This window comes from Streptomyces sp. NPDC096136 (genome assembly GCF_044763325.1).
In the GTDB taxonomy this organism is placed as follows: domain Bacteria; phylum Actinomycetota; class Actinomycetes; order Streptomycetales; family Streptomycetaceae; genus Streptomyces.
Genome location: NZ_JBIWFZ010000030.1, coordinates 65,453 through 81,241, shown reverse-complemented (window position 1 = coordinate 81,241; position 15,789 = coordinate 65,453). Strand labels below are relative to the sequence as shown.

General features: G+C 75.2%; 16 protein-coding genes and 7 tRNA genes. 12 read left to right on the top strand and 11 right to left on the bottom strand.

Going from position 1 to position 15,789, the window contains the following annotated elements:
- Positions 1 to 417: 417 nt before the first annotated feature.
- Together cobA and ACIRBY_RS36195 are read left to right on the top strand one after the other, a co-directional pair.
- On the top strand, positions 418 to 1,653 hold the full coding sequence (cobA, locus tag ACIRBY_RS36200; RefSeq protein WP_366454315.1) for a uroporphyrinogen-III C-methyltransferase: 1,236 nt from the start codon (positions 418 to 420) through the stop codon (positions 1,651 to 1,653).
- A gap of 42 nt (positions 1,654 to 1,695) precedes the next feature.
- Positions 1,696 to 2,511, top strand: a complete 816-nt coding sequence (locus ACIRBY_RS36195) for a TrmH family RNA methyltransferase (protein WP_403908844.1) — start codon at positions 1,696 to 1,698, stop codon at positions 2,509 to 2,511.
- Between the two features lie 64 nt (positions 2,512 to 2,575).
- Here ACIRBY_RS36195 and ACIRBY_RS36190 read toward each other — a convergent pair whose 3' ends face one another.
- The gene (locus ACIRBY_RS36190; protein WP_403908851.1) at positions 2,576 to 3,814 is read right to left on the bottom strand and encodes a protein kinase; all 1,239 of its coding nucleotides are present in this window, start codon (positions 3,812 to 3,814) and stop codon (positions 2,576 to 2,578) included.
- Positions 3,815 to 4,365: 551 nt separating this feature from the next.
- Here ACIRBY_RS36190 and ACIRBY_RS36185 point away from each other — a divergent pair.
- The gene (locus ACIRBY_RS36185; protein ID WP_403908841.1) at positions 4,366 to 4,551 is read left to right on the top strand and encodes a hypothetical protein; all 186 of its coding nucleotides are present in this window, start codon (positions 4,366 to 4,368) and stop codon (positions 4,549 to 4,551) included.
- 205 nt (positions 4,552 to 4,756) lie between these two features.
- Here the strand turns inward: ACIRBY_RS36185 and ACIRBY_RS36180 are convergent.
- The 5 genes from ACIRBY_RS36180 to ACIRBY_RS36160 form a co-directional block, all read right to left on the bottom strand.
- Positions 4,757 to 4,828, bottom strand: a tRNA-Val gene (locus ACIRBY_RS36180).
- A gap of 48 nt (positions 4,829 to 4,876) precedes the next feature.
- Positions 4,877 to 4,948 (bottom strand) — tRNA-Val (locus tag ACIRBY_RS36175).
- A 34-nt stretch (positions 4,949 to 4,982) separates the two neighbouring features.
- A tRNA-Val gene (locus tag ACIRBY_RS36170) sits at positions 4,983 to 5,054 on the bottom strand.
- Between the two features lies 1 nt (position 5,055).
- Positions 5,056 to 5,129: transfer RNA gene (locus ACIRBY_RS36165), tRNA-Cys, on the bottom strand.
- A 38-nt stretch (positions 5,130 to 5,167) separates the two neighbouring features.
- Positions 5,168 to 5,240, bottom strand: a tRNA-Gly gene (locus ACIRBY_RS36160).
- A 182-nt stretch (positions 5,241 to 5,422) separates the two neighbouring features.
- Between ACIRBY_RS36160 and ACIRBY_RS36155 the strand changes: the two genes are divergently transcribed.
- Genes ACIRBY_RS36155 through ACIRBY_RS36145 form a run of 3 tightly spaced genes read left to right on the top strand, consistent with a single transcriptional unit; the run spans position 5,423 to position 8,210 of the window.
- Complete coding sequence (locus ACIRBY_RS36155; protein WP_403908838.1) at positions 5,423 to 6,508, top strand: chorismate-binding protein; 1,086 nt, start codon at positions 5,423 to 5,425, stop codon at positions 6,506 to 6,508.
- A complete protein-coding gene (locus ACIRBY_RS36150) occupies positions 6,505 to 7,326 on the top strand; it encodes an aminotransferase class IV (RefSeq protein WP_403908835.1) in 822 nt (273 codons plus the stop codon). The genes ACIRBY_RS36155 and ACIRBY_RS36150 overlap by 4 nt, the downstream gene beginning before the upstream one ends.
- A 50-nt stretch (positions 7,327 to 7,376) precedes the next feature.
- On the top strand, positions 7,377 to 8,210 hold the full coding sequence (locus tag ACIRBY_RS36145) for a GNAT family N-acetyltransferase (RefSeq protein WP_403908832.1): 834 nt from the start codon (positions 7,377 to 7,379) through the stop codon (positions 8,208 to 8,210).
- A 1-nt stretch (position 8,211) separates the two neighbouring features.
- Here the strand turns inward: ACIRBY_RS36145 and ACIRBY_RS36140 are convergent, their stop codons facing one another.
- Positions 8,212 to 8,709: a DsbA family protein gene (locus ACIRBY_RS36140; protein WP_403908829.1), complete on the bottom strand. Its 498-nt coding sequence runs from the start codon at positions 8,707 to 8,709 to the stop codon at positions 8,212 to 8,214.
- A gap of 163 nt (positions 8,710 to 8,872) precedes the next feature.
- On the opposite strand from ACIRBY_RS36140, the gene ACIRBY_RS36135 reads away from it, so the two are divergent.
- Positions 8,873 to 9,283: a hypothetical protein gene (locus tag ACIRBY_RS36135; protein ID WP_403908826.1), complete on the top strand. Its 411-nt coding sequence runs from the start codon at positions 8,873 to 8,875 to the stop codon at positions 9,281 to 9,283.
- A gap of 163 nt (positions 9,284 to 9,446) precedes the next feature.
- The gene (locus ACIRBY_RS36130) at positions 9,447 to 9,647 is read left to right on the top strand and encodes a hypothetical protein (protein WP_366454309.1); all 201 of its coding nucleotides are present in this window, start codon (positions 9,447 to 9,449) and stop codon (positions 9,645 to 9,647) included.
- Here the strand turns inward: ACIRBY_RS36130 and ACIRBY_RS36125 are convergent.
- The gene (locus ACIRBY_RS36125; RefSeq protein WP_403908823.1) at positions 9,606 to 10,220 is read right to left on the bottom strand and encodes a CGNR zinc finger domain-containing protein; all 615 of its coding nucleotides are present in this window, start codon (positions 10,218 to 10,220) and stop codon (positions 9,606 to 9,608) included. The two genes, ACIRBY_RS36130 and ACIRBY_RS36125, sit on opposite strands and share 42 nt — an antisense overlap.
- A gap of 218 nt (positions 10,221 to 10,438) precedes the next feature.
- The gene (locus tag ACIRBY_RS36120; protein ID WP_030011909.1) at positions 10,439 to 10,852 is read right to left on the bottom strand and encodes an SsgA family sporulation/cell division regulator; all 414 of its coding nucleotides are present in this window, start codon (positions 10,850 to 10,852) and stop codon (positions 10,439 to 10,441) included.
- Between the two features lie 177 nt (positions 10,853 to 11,029).
- Between ACIRBY_RS36120 and ACIRBY_RS36115 the strand changes: the two genes are divergently transcribed.
- Together ACIRBY_RS36115 and ACIRBY_RS36110 are read left to right on the top strand one after the other, a co-directional pair.
- Entirely contained in the window at positions 11,030 to 11,467 is a 438-nt protein-coding gene (locus tag ACIRBY_RS36115; protein ID WP_403908820.1) for a TIGR02611 family protein, read from the top strand.
- Positions 11,468 to 11,524: 57 nt separating this feature from the next.
- Positions 11,525 to 11,596 (top strand) — tRNA-Val (locus tag ACIRBY_RS36110).
- 68 nt (positions 11,597 to 11,664) lie between these two features.
- Here the strand turns inward: ACIRBY_RS36110 and ACIRBY_RS36105 are convergent.
- Positions 11,665 to 14,223, bottom strand: coding sequence for an SCO7613 C-terminal domain-containing membrane protein (locus tag ACIRBY_RS36105; protein ID WP_403908817.1), 2,559 nt, complete (start codon positions 14,221 to 14,223; stop codon positions 11,665 to 11,667).
- A gap of 160 nt (positions 14,224 to 14,383) precedes the next feature.
- On the opposite strand from ACIRBY_RS36105, the gene ACIRBY_RS36100 reads away from it, so the two are divergent.
- Together ACIRBY_RS36100 and ACIRBY_RS36095 are read left to right on the top strand one after the other, a co-directional pair.
- On the top strand, positions 14,384 to 14,857 hold the full coding sequence (locus ACIRBY_RS36100) for an SRPBCC family protein (protein WP_403908814.1): 474 nt from the start codon (positions 14,384 to 14,386) through the stop codon (positions 14,855 to 14,857).
- Positions 14,858 to 14,895: 38 nt separating this feature from the next.
- A tRNA-Val gene (locus tag ACIRBY_RS36095) sits at positions 14,896 to 14,967 on the top strand.
- Between the two features lie 81 nt (positions 14,968 to 15,048).
- Here the strand turns inward: ACIRBY_RS36095 and ACIRBY_RS36090 are convergent.
- Positions 15,049 to 15,774 carry a 3'-5' exonuclease gene (locus ACIRBY_RS36090; RefSeq protein WP_403908811.1) on the bottom strand — a complete coding sequence of 242 codons (726 nt, stop codon included), beginning with the start codon at positions 15,772 to 15,774 and terminating at the stop codon, positions 15,049 to 15,051.
- Between the last annotated feature and the right edge of the window lie 15 nt (positions 15,775 to 15,789).

The window sequence follows — 15,789 nt, the reverse complement described above, 5'->3', positions numbered from 1 at the left end:
TGGCCGAAGGCCATCGCGCAGCGACGCGACCGAAGGGAGCGCCCTTGACAGGCCGGCCCGACGCGGAAGGACGATGAGACTGGCGGGAAACCCCCGACCCTCCCTGAGACCGCCCCGCCGAGGTCCCGGCCTCCCCGGTCCCGCCCGACGACCGGTCGCCGCCCGGTGGAGCAGCGCTCCCGGACCCGCCGGACCCGCCGACCCGCACCCGGGGGCGATGGTGGCCGCGCCGCGGCGCTCGCCGCGACCCCCGCCGCCACCACCCCCCACCGCCCCGCCAAACTTCGCCCCCGCAGGTACCACCAGCGGCTATGGGTCGTATCGTGGTGCCGGACGGGCGCCCGCACGGTCCGTCAGCCGCTCCAGCGCAGCAGCGGCCCGCCGAACACACCCGCCGCATCAGGAGCCGCAACCGCCATGGGAAACCCGGCACACCCCGCCTACCCCGTAGGACTGCGCCTGACCGGGCGCCGCGTCGTCGTCATCGGCGGTGGCCAGGTCGCCCAGCGCCGCCTGCCCGCCCTCGTCGCCGCCGGTGCGGACGTCCTGCTGGTGTCCCCCTCCGCGACCCCCTCGGTGGACGCGATGGCCGAGACCGGGGAGATCCGCTGGGAGCGGCGCCGCTACCAGGACGGCGACCTCGACGGCGCCTGGTACGCCCTGATCGCCACCCGGGACCGGGAGGCCAACGACCGCGCCTCCGCCGAGGCCGAGGCCAAGCGGGTCTGGTGCGTGCGGGCCGACGACGCCGAGGCGGCGACCGCCTGGACCCCGGCGACCGGCCGGGTCGAGGGCGTCACGGTGGCCGTGCTCAGCGGCAACGACCCGCGCCGCTCGGCCGCCGTGCGCGACGCCGTCGTCGAGGGGCTGCGCGACGGCTCCCTCACCGCCGCCCGCCCGCACACCCCCGGCGTCGCCCTCGTCGGCGGCGGCCCGGGCGACCCGGACCTGATCACCGTGCGCGGCCGGCGCCTGCTCGCCGAGGCGGACGTGGTGATCGCCGACCGGCTCGGCCCCCGCGACCTGCTCGACGAGCTCCCGCCGCACGTCGAGGTCATCGACGCCGCGAAGATCCCGTACGGCCGCTTCATGGCCCAGGAGGCCATCAACAACGCCCTCATCGAGCACGCCAAGGCCGGCAAGGCCGTCGTCCGGCTCAAGGGCGGCGATCCGTACGTCTTCGGGCGCGGCATGGAGGAGCTCCAGGCCCTCGCCGAGCACGGCATCCCCTGCACGGTCGTACCGGGCATCTCCAGCTCCATCTCGGTGCCCAGCGCCGCCGGGATCCCCGTCACCCACCGCGGCGTGGCGCACGAGTTCACGGTGGTCAGCGGCCACGTCGGCCCCGACGACCCGCGCTCCCTCGTGGACTGGGCGGCGCTGGCCAGGCTCACCGGCACCCTGGTCGTCCTGATGGGCGTCGACAAGATCGGGCTGATCGCCGAGGCCCTGGTCAAGCACGGCCGTTCCGCCGACACCCCGGTGGCGGTCATCCAGGAGGGCACCACCGCCACCCAGCGCCGGGTGGACGCCACCCTGGCCACGGTCGGCGAGACCGTCCGTGCCGAGGAGGTCCGCCCGCCGGCCGTCATCGTCATCGGTGACGTGGTCGGCGTGCACGTCCCCGGCGAGCTTCCCACCGCCGGCGCCTGACAGGCCGTTGGCACCACACCCAGGACAAGGCAGTATCACCCTGTGGCTGATCTCATCACCATCGAAGACCCCGACGACCCGCGCCTGCGCGACTACACCGGCCTGACCGACGTAGAGCTGAGACGGCGCCGCGAGCCCGCCGAGGGCCTGTTCATCGCCGAGGGCGAGAAGGTCATCCGGCGGGCCAAGGACGCCGGGTACGAGATGCGCTCGATGCTGCTCTCCGCCAAGTGGGTGGACGTCATGCGCGACGTCATCGACGAGATCCCGGCCCCCGTCTACGCGGTGAGCCCGGACCTCGCCGAGCGGGTCACCGGCTACCACGTGCACCGGGGCGCCCTCGCCTCGATGCAGCGCAAGCCGCTGCCCACGGCGCAGGAGCTGCTGGCGTCGGCCCGCCGGGTGGCCGTGATGGAGGCGGTCAACGACCACACCAACATCGGTGCCATCTTCCGCAGCGCCGCCGCCCTGGGCATGGACGCGGTGCTGCTGTCGCCGGACTGCGCGGACCCGCTCTACCGCCGCTCGGTGAAGGTGTCGATGGGTGCGGTGTTCTCCGTCCCCTACGCCCGCCTGGAGGCATGGCCCAAGAGCCTGGACGGCGTCCGGGAGGCGGGCTTCAAGCTCCTCGCCCTCACCCCGCACGAGAAGGCCTCTCCGATCGACGTGGCGGCCCCGCACACCCTGGAGCGGGTGGCGCTGATGCTGGGCGCCGAGGGCGACGGCCTGTCGACGCAGGCGCTGGTCGCCGCCGACGAATGGGTGCGGATCCCCATGGCGCACGGGGTGGACTCGCTCAACGTGGGTGCGGCCGCGGCCGTGGCCTTCTACGCGGTCGCGGGCGGCGGACGCTCCTAGCGGGCCGCCCGGAGCGACGGAGGGACGCCCTGCCGCACGGCAGGGCGCCCCTCCGCCGTCCCCGTCACAGCTTCTGCGCGAGCGCGATCCCCAGCGCCACCAGCAGGGTCACGACGACGAACACGATCAGCCGCTGCCGCAGCAGCTTCGGGTCCGGCCGGGAGGGACGCCGCCCCGTGCCGGTCGTGCGCGGCCCCGTGCGGCCCCCGGTACGGCTTCCGGTGCGGCCCGCCGTCGACCCCGGGTTGCGGGGGCCCGACGGCCTCGGGCGGGACCCGCTGTGGGGCCCCTGCGGCCGGGGCGCGGGGGTGGTGCCCCCCGGCCGGTCGCCGGCGCGGTCCGCGGGGCGTTCGGCGGGGGTGCGGCCGCCGGTGCGACGCTCGGTGTCCTGCCCCGCGTACCCGGCGGCCCGCTCGGGCAGCCGGCCCGTGGTCCGCTCGACCCGGGCCCGCTGGGCCGGCGGGCGGACGTCGCCCAGCCCCTGGGCCTCGCGGGCGGCGATCTCCTTGAGCCGCATCGACAGCTGGAGCGTGCTCGGCCGTTCCTCGGGGTCCTTGGCGAGGCAGGCCCGCACCAGCGGGGCCAGCGCGTCGGGGACCCCGACCAGGTGCGGCTCCTCGTGCACCACCCGGTACAGCATGACCTCGGAACTGCCGTGCCCGAAGGGCGAGTCGCCCATCGCGGCGTAGGCGAGGGTGGCGCCGAGGGAGAACACGTCGGTGGCCGGGGTGACGGCGGCGCCGCGCACCTGCTCGGGCGCGAGGAAGCCGGGGGAGCCCACCGCGGTGCCGACGTGGGTCAGGGTGCTGGCCCCCGTGGCCCACGCGATGCCGAAGTCGATGATCCGCGGCCCCTTGGGCGACAGCAGGATGTTCGACGGCTTCAGGTCCCGGTGGACGACCCCGGCCTCGTGGACGGCGACCAGCCCCTCGGACAGCGCGGCGCCGATGGCGGCGATCTGCGCGGCCGTCAGGGGGCCTTCCTCGGCGACCTTGTCGTGCAGCGAGGGGCCGGGCACGTACTGGGTGGCGAACCAGGGGCGCTCGGCCTCCAGGTCCGCGGCCACCAGCCGGGCGGTGCACCCGCCGCGGATCCGCCGGGCGGCGGACACCTCGCGGGCGAACCGGGAGCGGAACTCCTGGTCCTCGGCCAGGTCGGGCCGGATCACCTTGAGGGCGACGCGCTGGCCGCGCCGGTCGGAGCCCAGGTAGACGACGCCCATGCCGCCGGCACCGAGCCGCCGGTGCAGTCTGAAGGAGCCGACGACACGCGGATCCTCGCGCCGGAGCCGCATCATCGCCATGTCCACCCCGCTGACGGTCGTCCTGCTGACCTGGCACAGCTTACGGACCATCCGGCACCGGTGCTCAGAGGCCGCGCCCTCGTCGGGAGATTCGATCGTCAGTGCGCGGCACGCCACTTGAGGGTGTGTCGGCCCGTACGGCCCCCGTTCGGGGGACCCCGGGCGGCCTCCCCAAGGGGCCTTCGGGGCAAGGGGATTGGCCTCGTCAGGCCCCCTGCGGCCGCCCACGGCAAGGACGGAGGGGCAGTGGTTTGGGACCGGGCCCGCCAACACCCCGTACGAGGACACGCGTGCGCGGGGAGTGACGGAAGTGAGCGAAGTCACTACCCTCCGGTCATCCCCTCCGGGATGACCCCCAGCGGGCGGCGGGGATCTCCACCCAGGGGAGTAGGCCCGGGGCGCCCGCGTCATCCTCCCGGAGGCCCGGCAATGGGTACGAGGGCATGAGGCCGGCGGCGGCCCCGACACCTAGTGTTGAAGACGAGCGGCGGGTGGCGCACTCGTCCCCCGAGGTCACCGGCCCGCCGCTGCCAGACGACAGGGAGAGGACCATGGCGGACACCGCACGGCAGGGACGCAAGCTGTTCGCGTTCGACGGCCATCAGTCCGGTACGCGCCACCCGCTGGTGGCCGCGGCCATGGTGCTCCCCCTGGCCGCCCTCCTGCTCTTCCTCTTCGGAGGTTTCGATCAGGTGGCGGCGCAGGCGTCGTCCGTGGGCGTGATGCTGGGGCGCTGAGCGGCGCCCCGGGTCCGGGAGAGCGGCCCGGACCGGGACATCGGCCTGTCGAACCCCGTGGGGACGGGGGAGCGGCGGACGGCAGTTGAAGGGTGTTGCCCGTACGGCTGGGGAGCCGGACGGGCAACACCCTTTTCCACGTCCCCGCACGCCGTACACGCACGGGAGCCCCGGCCGTCTGGACGGCCGGGGCTCCCGGTTGCGGTGCGCGATACTGGGATTGAACCAGTGACCTCTTCCGTGTCAGGGAAGCGCTCTCCCGCTGAGCTAATCGCGCGGGCTGCGGTAAAGAACCGCAGGTCAAACAGGTGCTGCTGATACTGCGTGCGCGATACTGGGATTGAACCAGTGACCTCTTCCGTGTCAGGGAAGCGCTCTCCCGCTGAGCTAATCGCGCGGGGATCCTTGCGGACCAGGTCCTTTCGGACCAGTGGACGATACTGGGATTGAACCAGTGACCTCTTCCGTGTCAGGGAAGCGCTCTCCCGCTGAGCTAATCGTCCTTGGAGGTGGAGACGGGATTTGAACCCGTGTAGACGGCTTTGCAGGCCGTTGCCTCGCCTCTCGGCCACTCCACCTCGGAGTGTGCGGGGTCTCGGGAAGATCCCCCACTCAGAGCGGACGACGAGACTCGAACTCGCGACATCCACCTTGGCAAGGTGGTGCTCTACCAACTGAGCTACGTCCGCAGTGTCACCGTGTTCGCTCCGGGGTTTTTCCCCTTCGCTCCCTGGCGACGTGTTGAACTCTAGCGGATTCCCGGGCCAGCTCAAAAACGCGTTTCCGCAGCGTGCTGCCGACCCGATCACCAGAGGTCACCCGCCGGTCACCTCACCGGCGGCATCGCGCCACCGGTCATAGACTCGCAGCCGTGCACGACCTGCCTCCCCTGGCCCGCTTCGGCGGCCTCCTCGCGACCGACCTCCGAGACGTCACCAGCGACCCCACCGCCCTCGACTCCACCGGGTTCTGGGTGGTGAGCGCGGACTTCGAGGGCCGGCTGATCTGCGCGCGCTTCGGGGACATACGCCCCGACCCGGTGCCCGCACCCGTCCCCGGCGCCTGGCGCGGACCCGCCGCCGACCGCTGGTCCTCCTCCCTGGACCGCTCCGCGTACGTCGCGGGCGTCCGCAGGATCCGCGAGTACATCGCGGCGGGGGAGGTCTACCAGGCCAACCTCTGCCGCGTGGTCTCCGCGCCGCTGCCCGACCCGGCCGCCGCCGACGTGGACGCCCTGACCGCCCTCCTCGCGCGCGGCAACCCCGCCCCCTACGCAGGAACGATTCGGCTCCGCGCCCACGGCGTGGAGATCGCCACCGCCTCCCCGGAGCTCTTCCTGCGCCGGGCCGGCCGCCGCGTCGAGTCCGGGCCGATCAAGGGAACCGGCCGCACCGCGGCCGACCTGCTGCCCAAGGACCACGCCGAGAACGTGATGATCGTGGACCTCGTCCGCAACGACCTGGGCCGCGTCTGCGCCACCGGCTCCGTCACCGTCCCCGAGCTGTGCGCCCTGGAGGAGCACCCCGGCCTGGTCCACCTGGTCTCCACGGTCGCCGGCGAGCTCGCCGAGGGCGCCGGCTGGCCCGAACTGCTCGACGCCACCTTCCCTCCCGGCTCCGTGACCGGCGCGCCCAAGTCCTCCGCCCTGCGGATCATCGAAGAGCTGGAGACGGCCCCGCGCGGCCCCTACTGTGGGGGCATCGGCTGGGTGGACGCCGACCGGGGCACCGCCTCGCTCGCCGTCGGCATCCGCACCTTCTGGATCGACCGCGAGGCCCCCGGAGGCCCCCGCCTGAGCTTCGGCACCGGTGCGGGCATCACCTGGGGCTCCGACCCCGAGCGGGAGTGGGCCGAGACCGAGCTGAAGGCCGCCCGGCTGCTCGCCCTGGCCTCGGAGGGGCCCGCGCCGGGTGCCGACGAGACGACGCACGACCTGAGTGGAGGAACCGTACGGTGAGGATCTGGCTCGACGGAACGCTGCGGGACGCCGACGACGCGAAGGTGTCCGTCCTCGACCACGGGCTGACGGTGGGCGACGGGGTCTTCGAGACGCTCAAGGCCGAGAACGGCACCCTCTTCGCCCTCACCCGGCACCTGGAGCGGCTCACCCGCTCCGCCCGGGGGCTCGGCCTGCCCGACCCCGACCTCGACGAGGTCCGCCGCGCCTGCGCCGCCGTCCTGGAGGCCAACCCGATGCCGCTCGGCCGGCTGCGGATCACCTACACCGGCGGCCCGTCGCCGCTCGGCTCCGACCGCGGCGAGACCGGCCCCACGCTCGTCGTCGCCGTCGGCGAGACCGCCCGCCGGCCCGACACCACGGCCGTGATCACCGTCCCCTGGGTCCGCAACGAGCGCTCCCCGCTGGCCGGCCTGAAGACCACCTCGTACGCCGAGAACGTGGTGGCCCTCGCGCGGGCGCACCGGGAGGGGGCGTCCGAGGCCCTCTTCGCCAACACCCTCGGGCAGCTCTGCGAGGGCACCGGCTCCAACGTCTTCGTCGTCCTCGACGGGGAGCTCCACACCCCGCCCGTGGCCTCCGGCTGCCTCGCCGGCATCACCCGCGCGCTGGCCGTCGAATGGACCGGGGCGCACGAGAGCGACCTGCCCCTCGACGTGCTGGAGCGGGCCGAGGAGGTCTTCCTGACCTCCACCCTGCGCGACGTCCAGGCCGTCCACCGCGTCGACGGGCGCACCCTGGCGCCCGCGCCCGGCCCCGTCACGGCCAAGGCCGTGCGGGTCTTCGAGGAGCGCGCCGCGTCCGACCTCGACCCGTGAGCCCCCGCGCACCGTGGTGACACCGGCGCGCGGAGGGTAGAACTCGACGGATGACCACCACCCTGCGGCCGAGCGGGCCGCTTCAGCAGAGCGAGGCCGGCGCGCGCTCGCGCCCGTACGAGGTCCGGGTCAACAGCAGGCGCGTCGGGGCCCTCGTGATCGCCGCCGACACGCCCTTCGGTCCGACGGTGGGGGAGATCCGCGACCTGGCCGTCGACGAGCCGGACCGCCGCCGCGGCCGGGCCACGGTCGCCGCGCTGGCCGCCGAGGAGGTGCTGCGCGGCTGGGGCTGCCGCCGGGTGCGGATCTCGGTCCCGGCCGACTCCCCGGGCGGCCTGCGGCTCGCCGCGGCCCTCGGCTACGCGGAATCCGGCCGGAACATGGCCAAGGAGCTCCCGGACGGCCCGCCGGCCCTCTCCGAGGGGGTGCGGGGCCGCCCGATGACGCGGGCCGAGTACGACGCGTGGAACGTCCGGGCCCGCGAGGAGTACGCGGCCACCTGGGCGGCCCGCGGCATGGGCCCGGAGGCCGCGCGGGCCAAATCTGAGGCCGACCACGACGCTCAGCTCCCGCGGGGCCTGGACACCCCCGGTGCCACCTTCGCGGTCCTGGAGGCGGCCGGGACCCCGGTCGGACACCTGTGGCTCGCGCCGGCCGGGGAGGAGGGCGCGGGGGCGTACGTGTACGACGTCGCGGTGGCCGAGGAGCACCGGGGCCGCGGCTACGGCCGGGACCTGATGCTCCTGGCGGAGCGCACGGCGATCGCGCAGGGCCACCGCGTGCTGGCGCTGCACGTGTTCGCCGGCAACGTCCCGGCCCTGCGGCTGTACGAGTCCCTCGGCTACCGGACCACCCGGGTCAACTACGCCAAGGAGCTCCTCTGAGTCAGCCGGCGGCGAGCAGGCGGTCGGCGATCTCCTCGATGCGGGCGCGCAGGCCCTCCTGGCTCTTGCCGCCGTCCAGGCGCTGCCCGTCGATCACGTAGGTCGGGGTGCCGGTCACGCCGATGGCCTTGCCCTCGGCCTGGTCGGCGTCGACGATCAGGATGTGCCGGCCGTCGATCAGGGCGGTGTCGAACTCCTCGGCGTCCAGCCCCAGTTCGCGGGCCACGTCCAGCAGCACGGCCTCGCCGCGCTCGCCGAGCTCGGCCGTCCTGGACAGCACCGCCTCCGCGTACGGCCAGCCCTGCCCCTGCTCCAGGGCCTCCTCGGCGGCCTGCGCGGCGGCGAAGGCGTGCTTGTGCTTCTCCAGCGGGAAGTGGCGCAGCCGGATGTCCAGCCGGTCGCCGTAGCGGGCCCTCAGGGCGCGTACGTCGTCCAGGGCGCTGTGGCAGTCCGGGCACTGGAGTTCGCACCAGACGTCGAGGATCACGGAATCGGTCATGCGGACAGTCTCCCAGACCCCCCGGGGGCACCCGGGGAGGAGGAGCGACCCCGAGATGTCCCGGAGATCGGGCCGCGCGGGGCCGTGGCCATGGCCGCGACGGCGGTGGCCGGTGCAGGATGGATAGGGACAGACCGCCCATCGCAGCCCGCCGGAGGACCGCATGCTCGCCGAGACCATCTGTTGCGCGGTGTCCGCGGCGGGCCTGGGCATCGCCGCCGTGACCGCGTACCGCAGGCGCTTCCTGAAGGCCGCGCGGATCACCGCGTACGCGCTGGTGCCCCTGGGCCTGGTGCTGACCGGGGTGGTGGAGTGGCTGTCCGGGATCGTCTTCCAGCCGGCCGTGTGGATCGGCTTCGGGCTGCTCGCCCTGTCGTGGGTGCTGCTCGCGACCACCCGGGCCGTCGAGCGCCGCGGCGCGGGCGCCTCCGGGAAGGGGCCGGGGGCCGTCGCCCCCGCCGCCTCCGCGCCCGCCCTGGGCGGCGGGGCCACCGGGCCCGCCGCGAGGCCGCAGGGCGCCCCGGCCGAGGACTTCTCCGACATCGAGGCCATCCTGAAGAAGCACGGCATCTGAGCCGGGCCCCCACCCGGCTCCACAGCCCCTAGCGCACCGGACCGCCGTGGGGCGGGAGAAGCCCGGGGAAACCACCCGAAGTGGGGAGAGACGGCGAACTACCGCATGATTCATGGCGTGTTCGGGGCGTTCGGGGGGTCGGCTGCGCGATCATCACCCCGACATGCTCGACACATCGCAGGGTGAGCCGCCGGCTCCCGTCCCCGTTGCCGAGGCCCCCGTCGCCCTGGCCCCCGCGCCTCCCGGATCCCCCGAAGCGCGCGGTTGTCTCTTCGCCCTTTCCCAGCCGCCGCTGATGATCTTCCTGGCGGTGATCGGGGTCCTACTGCTGCTCGCCGCCGTGCACGATCTCTACCTGCTCTGAGCCGGAACCCTCCGGGTGGCTGTCGGCGCCCTTGCGGCGGGCCCGGTACGCGGCCACGTGCAGCCGGTTCCCGCAGGTCCGGCTGTCGCAGTAGCGGCGCGAGCGGTTGCGCGAGAGGTCCACGAAGGCCCGCCGGCAGTCCGGGGCCTCGCAGCGGCGCAGCCGCTCCTGCTCTCCGGAGACCACGATGAAGGCCAGCGCCATGCCGCCGTCGGCCGCCAGGTGGTCGCCCACCGACGCCCCCGGCGCGAAGTAGTGCACGTGCCAGTCGTAGCCGTCGTGGTCGGTCAGCTGCGGGGTCGTGCCGGCCGTGGCCACCAGCTCGTTGATCAGCGCGGCCGCCGCACGGGAGCTCGGTGCGGCGAAGACCTGCGCGAACTTGTCCCGCACCGTCCGGACCCCGGTGAGGTCGCGGGAGCCCAGCTCGCCGACGTCGCTGATCGCGTGCTCCTTGACGAAGCCGTGCAGCGCGGTGACGTCGGCCAGCCCGTCGGGCCGGCCCGGCTCGGCCGCGGTGTTGACCAGCGCGACGACGACGTCGAGCGCGCGACGGGTGTCGTGGGGGATCTGCAAGGGGGTCGCTCCCTGGAGGCCGGCCTGGCGGCGACGGGCCGCTGCCGCCGCCGTGGGGGCCGACTCTAGCGGTTGGCGTCAACAGGGCGCCCGGTCAGCACACCGGCGCCGCCCCCGCGGGTGGCTCCCGCGGGGACAGCGCCGGTCCTGCCGTATGGGGTTGTCCGTGCGGCACCGTCGCCCCGAGTCGGACGGTGCCGGGCGGCTGGGGGTCTGGCTCAGCTTTCGGCCAGGATGTGGGAGAGCTCCTTGTCGAGGTCGAAGTGCCGGTGCTCGGTCCCGGGCGGGACCGCCGCATCCGTGCGCTTCAGGAACGACTCGAGGGCTCGTGCGGGTGCTTCCAGCAGCGCTTCTCCCTCCGGTGAGCTCAGGGCGATGCAGACGACGCCCTGGCCGTGGCTGCGGGACGGCCAGACGCGGACGTCGCCGGTACCGGTAGGCCGGTGGAGGCCCTCAGCGAGGAGGTCGCGGGCGAACACCCATTCGACCGTCTCCTCGGCGCCGGTGTGGAAGGTGGCGTGCACGGCGTAGGGATCGGCCGTGTCATACCGCAGGCCCGCCGGAACAGGCAGTGAGGACTCGCTCGACACAACGAGGCGCAGGTGCAGCTCGCAGCTGACCGTGGTGTTCATAAGCGCCAGGGCCTTTCGCTCAGTGTGCGCTCGGGGATTCGCACGTCGGCGAAATCGACATGCCACCTACGGTGCCGTTGTAAACCCCTCTGACCGTTTTGCGGACCTCTGGGTCCCTCGGACGGCGGATCCAAACCGGCATTCACGTGTGCTTCCGGCTCCGGTAGATTCGGCGCCATGAATACGGGGAGTGATCGCGGAACCAACGAATCCGCTACGGCCGGGACAACCGCCGAAGAGGCGCCGCACGTCTCGAAGGCGCCCGCCTTCATCAAGGCCAACCGCAGCCTGCACCTGAGCTGGCAGGTCGGCGTCTTCGTCGTCGGCCTGGTCGTCATCGGCGCCGGCATCGCGATGCTCGTCCTGCCCGGACCGGGCTGGGTCGCGATCTTCGCCGGCCTGGCGATCTGGGCCACCGAGTTCGCCTGGGCCAACCTGGTCCTGCGCTGGACCAAGTGCAAGGTCACCGAGGCCGCGCAGAAGGCCCTCGACCCGAAGGTCCGGCGCCGCAACATCATCCTCACCAGCGTCGGCCTGGCCATCGCGGGCGCGCTGATCGGCGTCTACCTGTGGAAGTACGGCCTCACCCTGCCGTGGCACCTCAAGGACCAGTGATCGTCCGGGGGTGGTCATGGAGCACCGCTGACATGCGGTAATGTTTGCGGTGTGCCCGGGCGATTAGCTCAGCGGGAGAGCACTTCGTTCACACCGAAGGGGTCACTGGTTCGATCCCAGTATCGCCCACCCGGAGCAGAGGCCCCGGAGATTCCAGAGAATCTCCGGGGCCTCCGCCGTTTCCCGGCGTCGGCCCCTCAGCGGAGCCGGGCGAGGGCCGCGCGGAGCCTGCGGGCCTCCCGCAGCCGGCTCTCGTACGTCGCCCCCACCGCCAGCAGCAGCAGCCCCGCCAGCGCGGGCGGCACCCAGCGCGGCAGCAGACCCGCGACCTGCACCACGTACGGGGCCAGCTCGTGCACCGCCACCCCCGCCAGCACCACCGCGCCCAGCAGCAGCGGCGCCTGGAGCCGCCGGTGCACCCCCGCCAGCGTCACCGCGAGCGCCCCCAGGCCCAGCAGCAGCGGCCGCGGCCAGTACGGGTCGCCCCAGACGGCCACCAGGCTCGGCAGCATCGTCGCAGCCAGCCCCGGCCCGTAGGCGACCCAGGAGGAGGCCCGCGGATCCCGGCGGCGGCGCACCAGGCCCACCGCCAGGGCGAGCGCCGTCACCGGCAGCGCGTACGCCTCCGGCACCGCCACCCCCGACGCCCCCAGCCGCACCCAGACCGCCGCCACCCCCAGCGGCCCCGCCGCCCAGCCCAGCCCCCGCCGGTCGGTCCGCAGCGCCCCCGCCGCGCAGACCGCCCCGCCCAGCCCCAGCACCAGGGCCGACACCGGCGCGTCCCCGGCCGTCAGGGCCAGGGCGAGCACTCCCGCCCCCGCCGCCGCGACCTCCGCCGGCAGGCGCACCGTGCCCAGCCGGGGCCCGAGGGCCACCACCGCCGACGCGGCGGCGAGCACCCCCACCCCCGTCCAGGCGGGTGCCGCGCCCGCAAGCGCGCCCAGCGCCACCACCGTCGCCGCCGCGTACCCGACGGCCCCCACCGCACCGGCGCCCCGCAGCGCCGCCCGGGCGCCCCCGTACGCCGCTCCCAGCGCGGCCCCGGCACCCAGCACCGCGAACACCGCGACGGTGGCCACACGGCCGTCCAGCGCCGCCAGGGAGACCCCGAAGGCCCCCACCGCCGCGCACCCGCCGGCCGCCCACGCCACGGCCGGCCCCGCGGCCCGCAGGGCCACCGCCCCGGCCGCCGCCACCAGCACCACCTGCGCCGCGAGCCCCGCCGCCACCGGCAGCCCCGCCGACGCCGACGCCGCGAACAGCCCGGCCCACCCGCACACCACCGCCACCGCCGCAGCTACCCACCCCGGCACCCCGGAGACGTCCCGCCGGGTTCCGGCCGCGGCCTCCCGCCCCGGCATCCCCGTGACGTCCCGCCGGCCTCCGGCCCCCTCGGGGCCGCCGGCCGCGGCCGGCGCGCCCGAGGGGGCCCGGGCGTTCCCGCGCGCGGCACCGGAGGGCGCGGCCCCGGACGGGCGGATGCGGGGGAGGAGGGCGAAGGCCCCGGCCGCCAGGAGGAGGGCCACCGCGAGTCCCGCCACCGGATCCTCCGGATGCGGCCCCGCCGCGGCTGACGACGCCGGCCGCGACACCAGCAGCCACAGCACCGCCGGCAGCCCCGCCAGCGCGGCCAGGGCGGCCACCACCGCGCCGGCCCGGGCCAGCCCCCGCCGCACCGGCTCCGGGAGCGCGTCCACCCGTACCACCGCCACCAGCGCGAGCCCCGCCGCCACCCGCACCGCCACCGGCCACCACACGGAACCCGGCCCGGCCGCAACCGGCGCACCCACCGCCGACACCGCCGCCAGACCCCCCGCGACCGCGGCCGCCGAAGCGCGCGGCTCCCGCCAGGCCACCGCCACGCCCAGCACGGCCCCCGCCGCCAGCAGCAGCGCCGGACCGGCCGCCCCGGGTTCCACCAGGGAACCCGCCAGCCCCACCGCCAGCGCCGACCCGCCCAGTACCCCCGCGCACACCCACGCGGCCACCCGCACCGCCCGCCGCGCCACCGCCGCCGCGAGCACGGCGTCCAGCGCGGCCGTCGCCAGCAGCGCCCAGCCGGCCCCCGTCGGGCCGGCCCCCGCCGCGGCCGCCGCCAGCGGCAACGGCAGCTGCGCCGCCCCCACCGCGGCGAGCGGCGCCGTCCGCAGCCCGCGCACCACCGCGCCGTGCCCCGCCCAGAGTGCCGCCAGCGCCGCGGCCGCCCCCGCCGCGTAGGCCGCGCCGCCACTGTCCGGCAGGGCGACCGCGTGCAGCGCGTACGCGTCCAGCACCGTCAGCGCCAGCGCCAGCCCCGCGACCGACTCGGCCGTCGAACGCAGCCCCCGCCGCAGCAGCGCCGCCGGCGCCGCCAGCGCCGCGACCGTCACCACGGCCAGCACCGCGCTGCGCCCCCCGATGCCCAGGGAACCCCAGCTGACCAGGGTGAAGGCCAGCGCGGCCACCGCCAGCAGCACCGCGCCCAGCACCAGCAGCACGTTCTGGACACCCGGCTTCGCGGCGGCGGCACGAGGGGCCGCGGCGGCGGGAAGGCCGCCGACCGGGGCGAACGGCGCGGCCGGCGGCCCGAAGGCACCCGCCGCCGTCCCCCAGCCCTGCGCCCCCGCCGCCGTCCCCGCCGGCGTCGGGCCCGACGGCCACAGCAGTCGCAGCAGCCAGTCCCGGCGGGCCAGCAAGTGCAGCCGCCGGGCGTCCAGTCGGGCCAGCTCGGCATCGATGAGCGCCAGCTCCCGGGCCGGCGGCAGAGGGGTGTCCATAGCCGGAGTGTGGCGCCCGTCACGCCGTCAGGACATGGGCGTGCGTACTCAGATCGCCCCTGAGTACGCACACCGCCCCCTTCGCATCCCGGCCTCCCCGTCCCGGGGGCCTTCGCGGGAAACCGCCCCGCGCCGGCGCGCGGCGGGCCAGACTGGAGCCATGGCCCGCTGGACGCACTACCGCTTCCGCAGCGTGTGGGACCTCGACGCCCCGCCCGCCCTCGTCTACTCCCTGCTGGAGGACCCCGGGCACTACCCCGGCTGGTGGCCCCAGGTCCGCCGGGTCGCAGGGGCCGACGGGCACTCCGGGACCGCGGTGATCCGCTCCGTCCTGCCCTACGAGATCCGCGTCACCCTCACCGGCCTGCTCCGCGACCCCTCCCGGGGCGTCCTGGAAGTGGCGCTCGGCGGGGACCTCGACGGCTGGGCCCGGTGGACCGTGCGCCCGCGGGGCGGGCCCGCCGCCGGCCGCACCCGGGCCGTCTACGAGCAGGAGGCCGAGGTGCGGGCCCCGCTGCTGCGGCGGTTCTCGTTCGCCGGGCGGCCCGTACTGCGGCTCAACCACGCGCTGATGATGCGAGCCGGACGGCGCGGCCTCGCCGCCCGCCTGACCGCCCCGCCCGAAGCGGTTTGAACAGACCCCGGGGCTCTTGTATTGTTCAGTGCGTTCCCGGGCGATTAGCTCAGCGGGAGAGCACTTCGTTCACACCGAAGGGGTCACTGGTTCGATCCCAGTATCGCCCACCGGGACAGGCCGGTCCGTCTGATGACGGACCGGCCTTCCGCATTCCGGGGCCGCTTCCCGGCCCCCTGCGCGCCGCCCGCTCAGGCCGCCGCCGGGACCTCCGGCCGCAGCGGCCAGTGCGGATCCACCGCCTCCGGAGTGCCCTGCCGGGCGAACCACGCCTGGAGCCCGCGCGCCTGCGCCGCGTGCCACACCGCCTGGAGCTGGTGCAGCTCCGCCGGAGTCAGCCGCTCCAGCCGCGCCGCGAACCGGCGCCCCACCGCCCGTACGAGCTCCAGCGAGGCCATCGCGTCCGCCGAGGCGTCGTGCGCCCCCTCCAGCTCTATCCCGTAGTGCGCGCACAGGTCCGTCAGCGTCCGGCGGCCCTTGCGGTAGCGGTCGAGGTGCTTGTCCAGCACCCGCGGGTCCAGCACCGTCAGCGGCCGGTCGTCCAGGTACCGGGCGAGCGTCGACGCCCGGTGCCGGCGCAACTCCCGGTCCAGCAGCGTCAGGTCGAACGGCGCGTTCATCACCACCACCGGCCGGCCCGCCACCTGCTGCTCGCCCAGCGCACGGGCTATCTCCTCCACCACCGGAGCCGGCCAGCGGCCGTGCCGCTGGAGGTGCTCGTCGGTCAGGCCGTGTACTTCCGTGGCGCCCCTGGGCACCGGGATGCCGGGATTGACCAGCCAGCGCGTGGCGCGGACCCGGCCGCCCGCACACTCCTGCACGACGAGCGCGGCGGACACGATCCGGTCCTGCTCGACGTCCACCCCGGTGGTCTCCGTGTCGAAGGCGGCCAGCGGCCCCTCGTACCAGCGTGTCATGGCGAACTCCTCGTC

What these genes read in the sequence shown, in the direction of transcription:
- cobA (WP_366454315.1), top strand. Translation starts at nt 418, where the DNA reads ATGGGAAACCCGGCACACCCCGCCTACCCCGTAGGACTGCGCCTGACC.
- ACIRBY_RS36190 (WP_403908851.1), bottom strand. Translation starts at nt 3,814, where the DNA reads ATGGCGATGATGCGGCTCCGGCGCGAGGATCCGCGTGTCGTCGGCTCC.
- ACIRBY_RS36185 (WP_403908841.1), top strand. Translation starts at nt 4,366, where the DNA reads ATGGCGGACACCGCACGGCAGGGACGCAAGCTGTTCGCGTTCGACGGC.
- ACIRBY_RS36145 (WP_403908832.1), top strand. Translation starts at nt 7,377, where the DNA reads ATGACCACCACCCTGCGGCCGAGCGGGCCGCTTCAGCAGAGCGAGGCC.
- ACIRBY_RS36140 (WP_403908829.1), bottom strand. Translation starts at nt 8,709, where the DNA reads ATGACCGATTCCGTGATCCTCGACGTCTGGTGCGAACTCCAGTGCCCG.
- ACIRBY_RS36135 (WP_403908826.1), top strand. Translation starts at nt 8,873, where the DNA reads ATGCTCGCCGAGACCATCTGTTGCGCGGTGTCCGCGGCGGGCCTGGGC.
- ACIRBY_RS36130 (WP_366454309.1), top strand. Translation starts at nt 9,447, where the DNA reads ATGCTCGACACATCGCAGGGTGAGCCGCCGGCTCCCGTCCCCGTTGCC.
- ACIRBY_RS36120 (WP_030011909.1), bottom strand. Translation starts at nt 10,852, where the DNA reads ATGAACACCACGGTCAGCTGCGAGCTGCACCTGCGCCTCGTTGTGTCG.
- ACIRBY_RS36115 (WP_403908820.1), top strand. Translation starts at nt 11,030, where the DNA reads ATGAATACGGGGAGTGATCGCGGAACCAACGAATCCGCTACGGCCGGG.
- ACIRBY_RS36105 (WP_403908817.1), bottom strand. Translation starts at nt 14,223, where the DNA reads ATGGACACCCCTCTGCCGCCGGCCCGGGAGCTGGCGCTCATCGATGCC.
- ACIRBY_RS36100 (WP_403908814.1), top strand. Translation starts at nt 14,384, where the DNA reads ATGGCCCGCTGGACGCACTACCGCTTCCGCAGCGTGTGGGACCTCGAC.
- ACIRBY_RS36090 (WP_403908811.1), bottom strand. Translation starts at nt 15,774, where the DNA reads ATGACACGCTGGTACGAGGGGCCGCTGGCCGCCTTCGACACGGAGACC.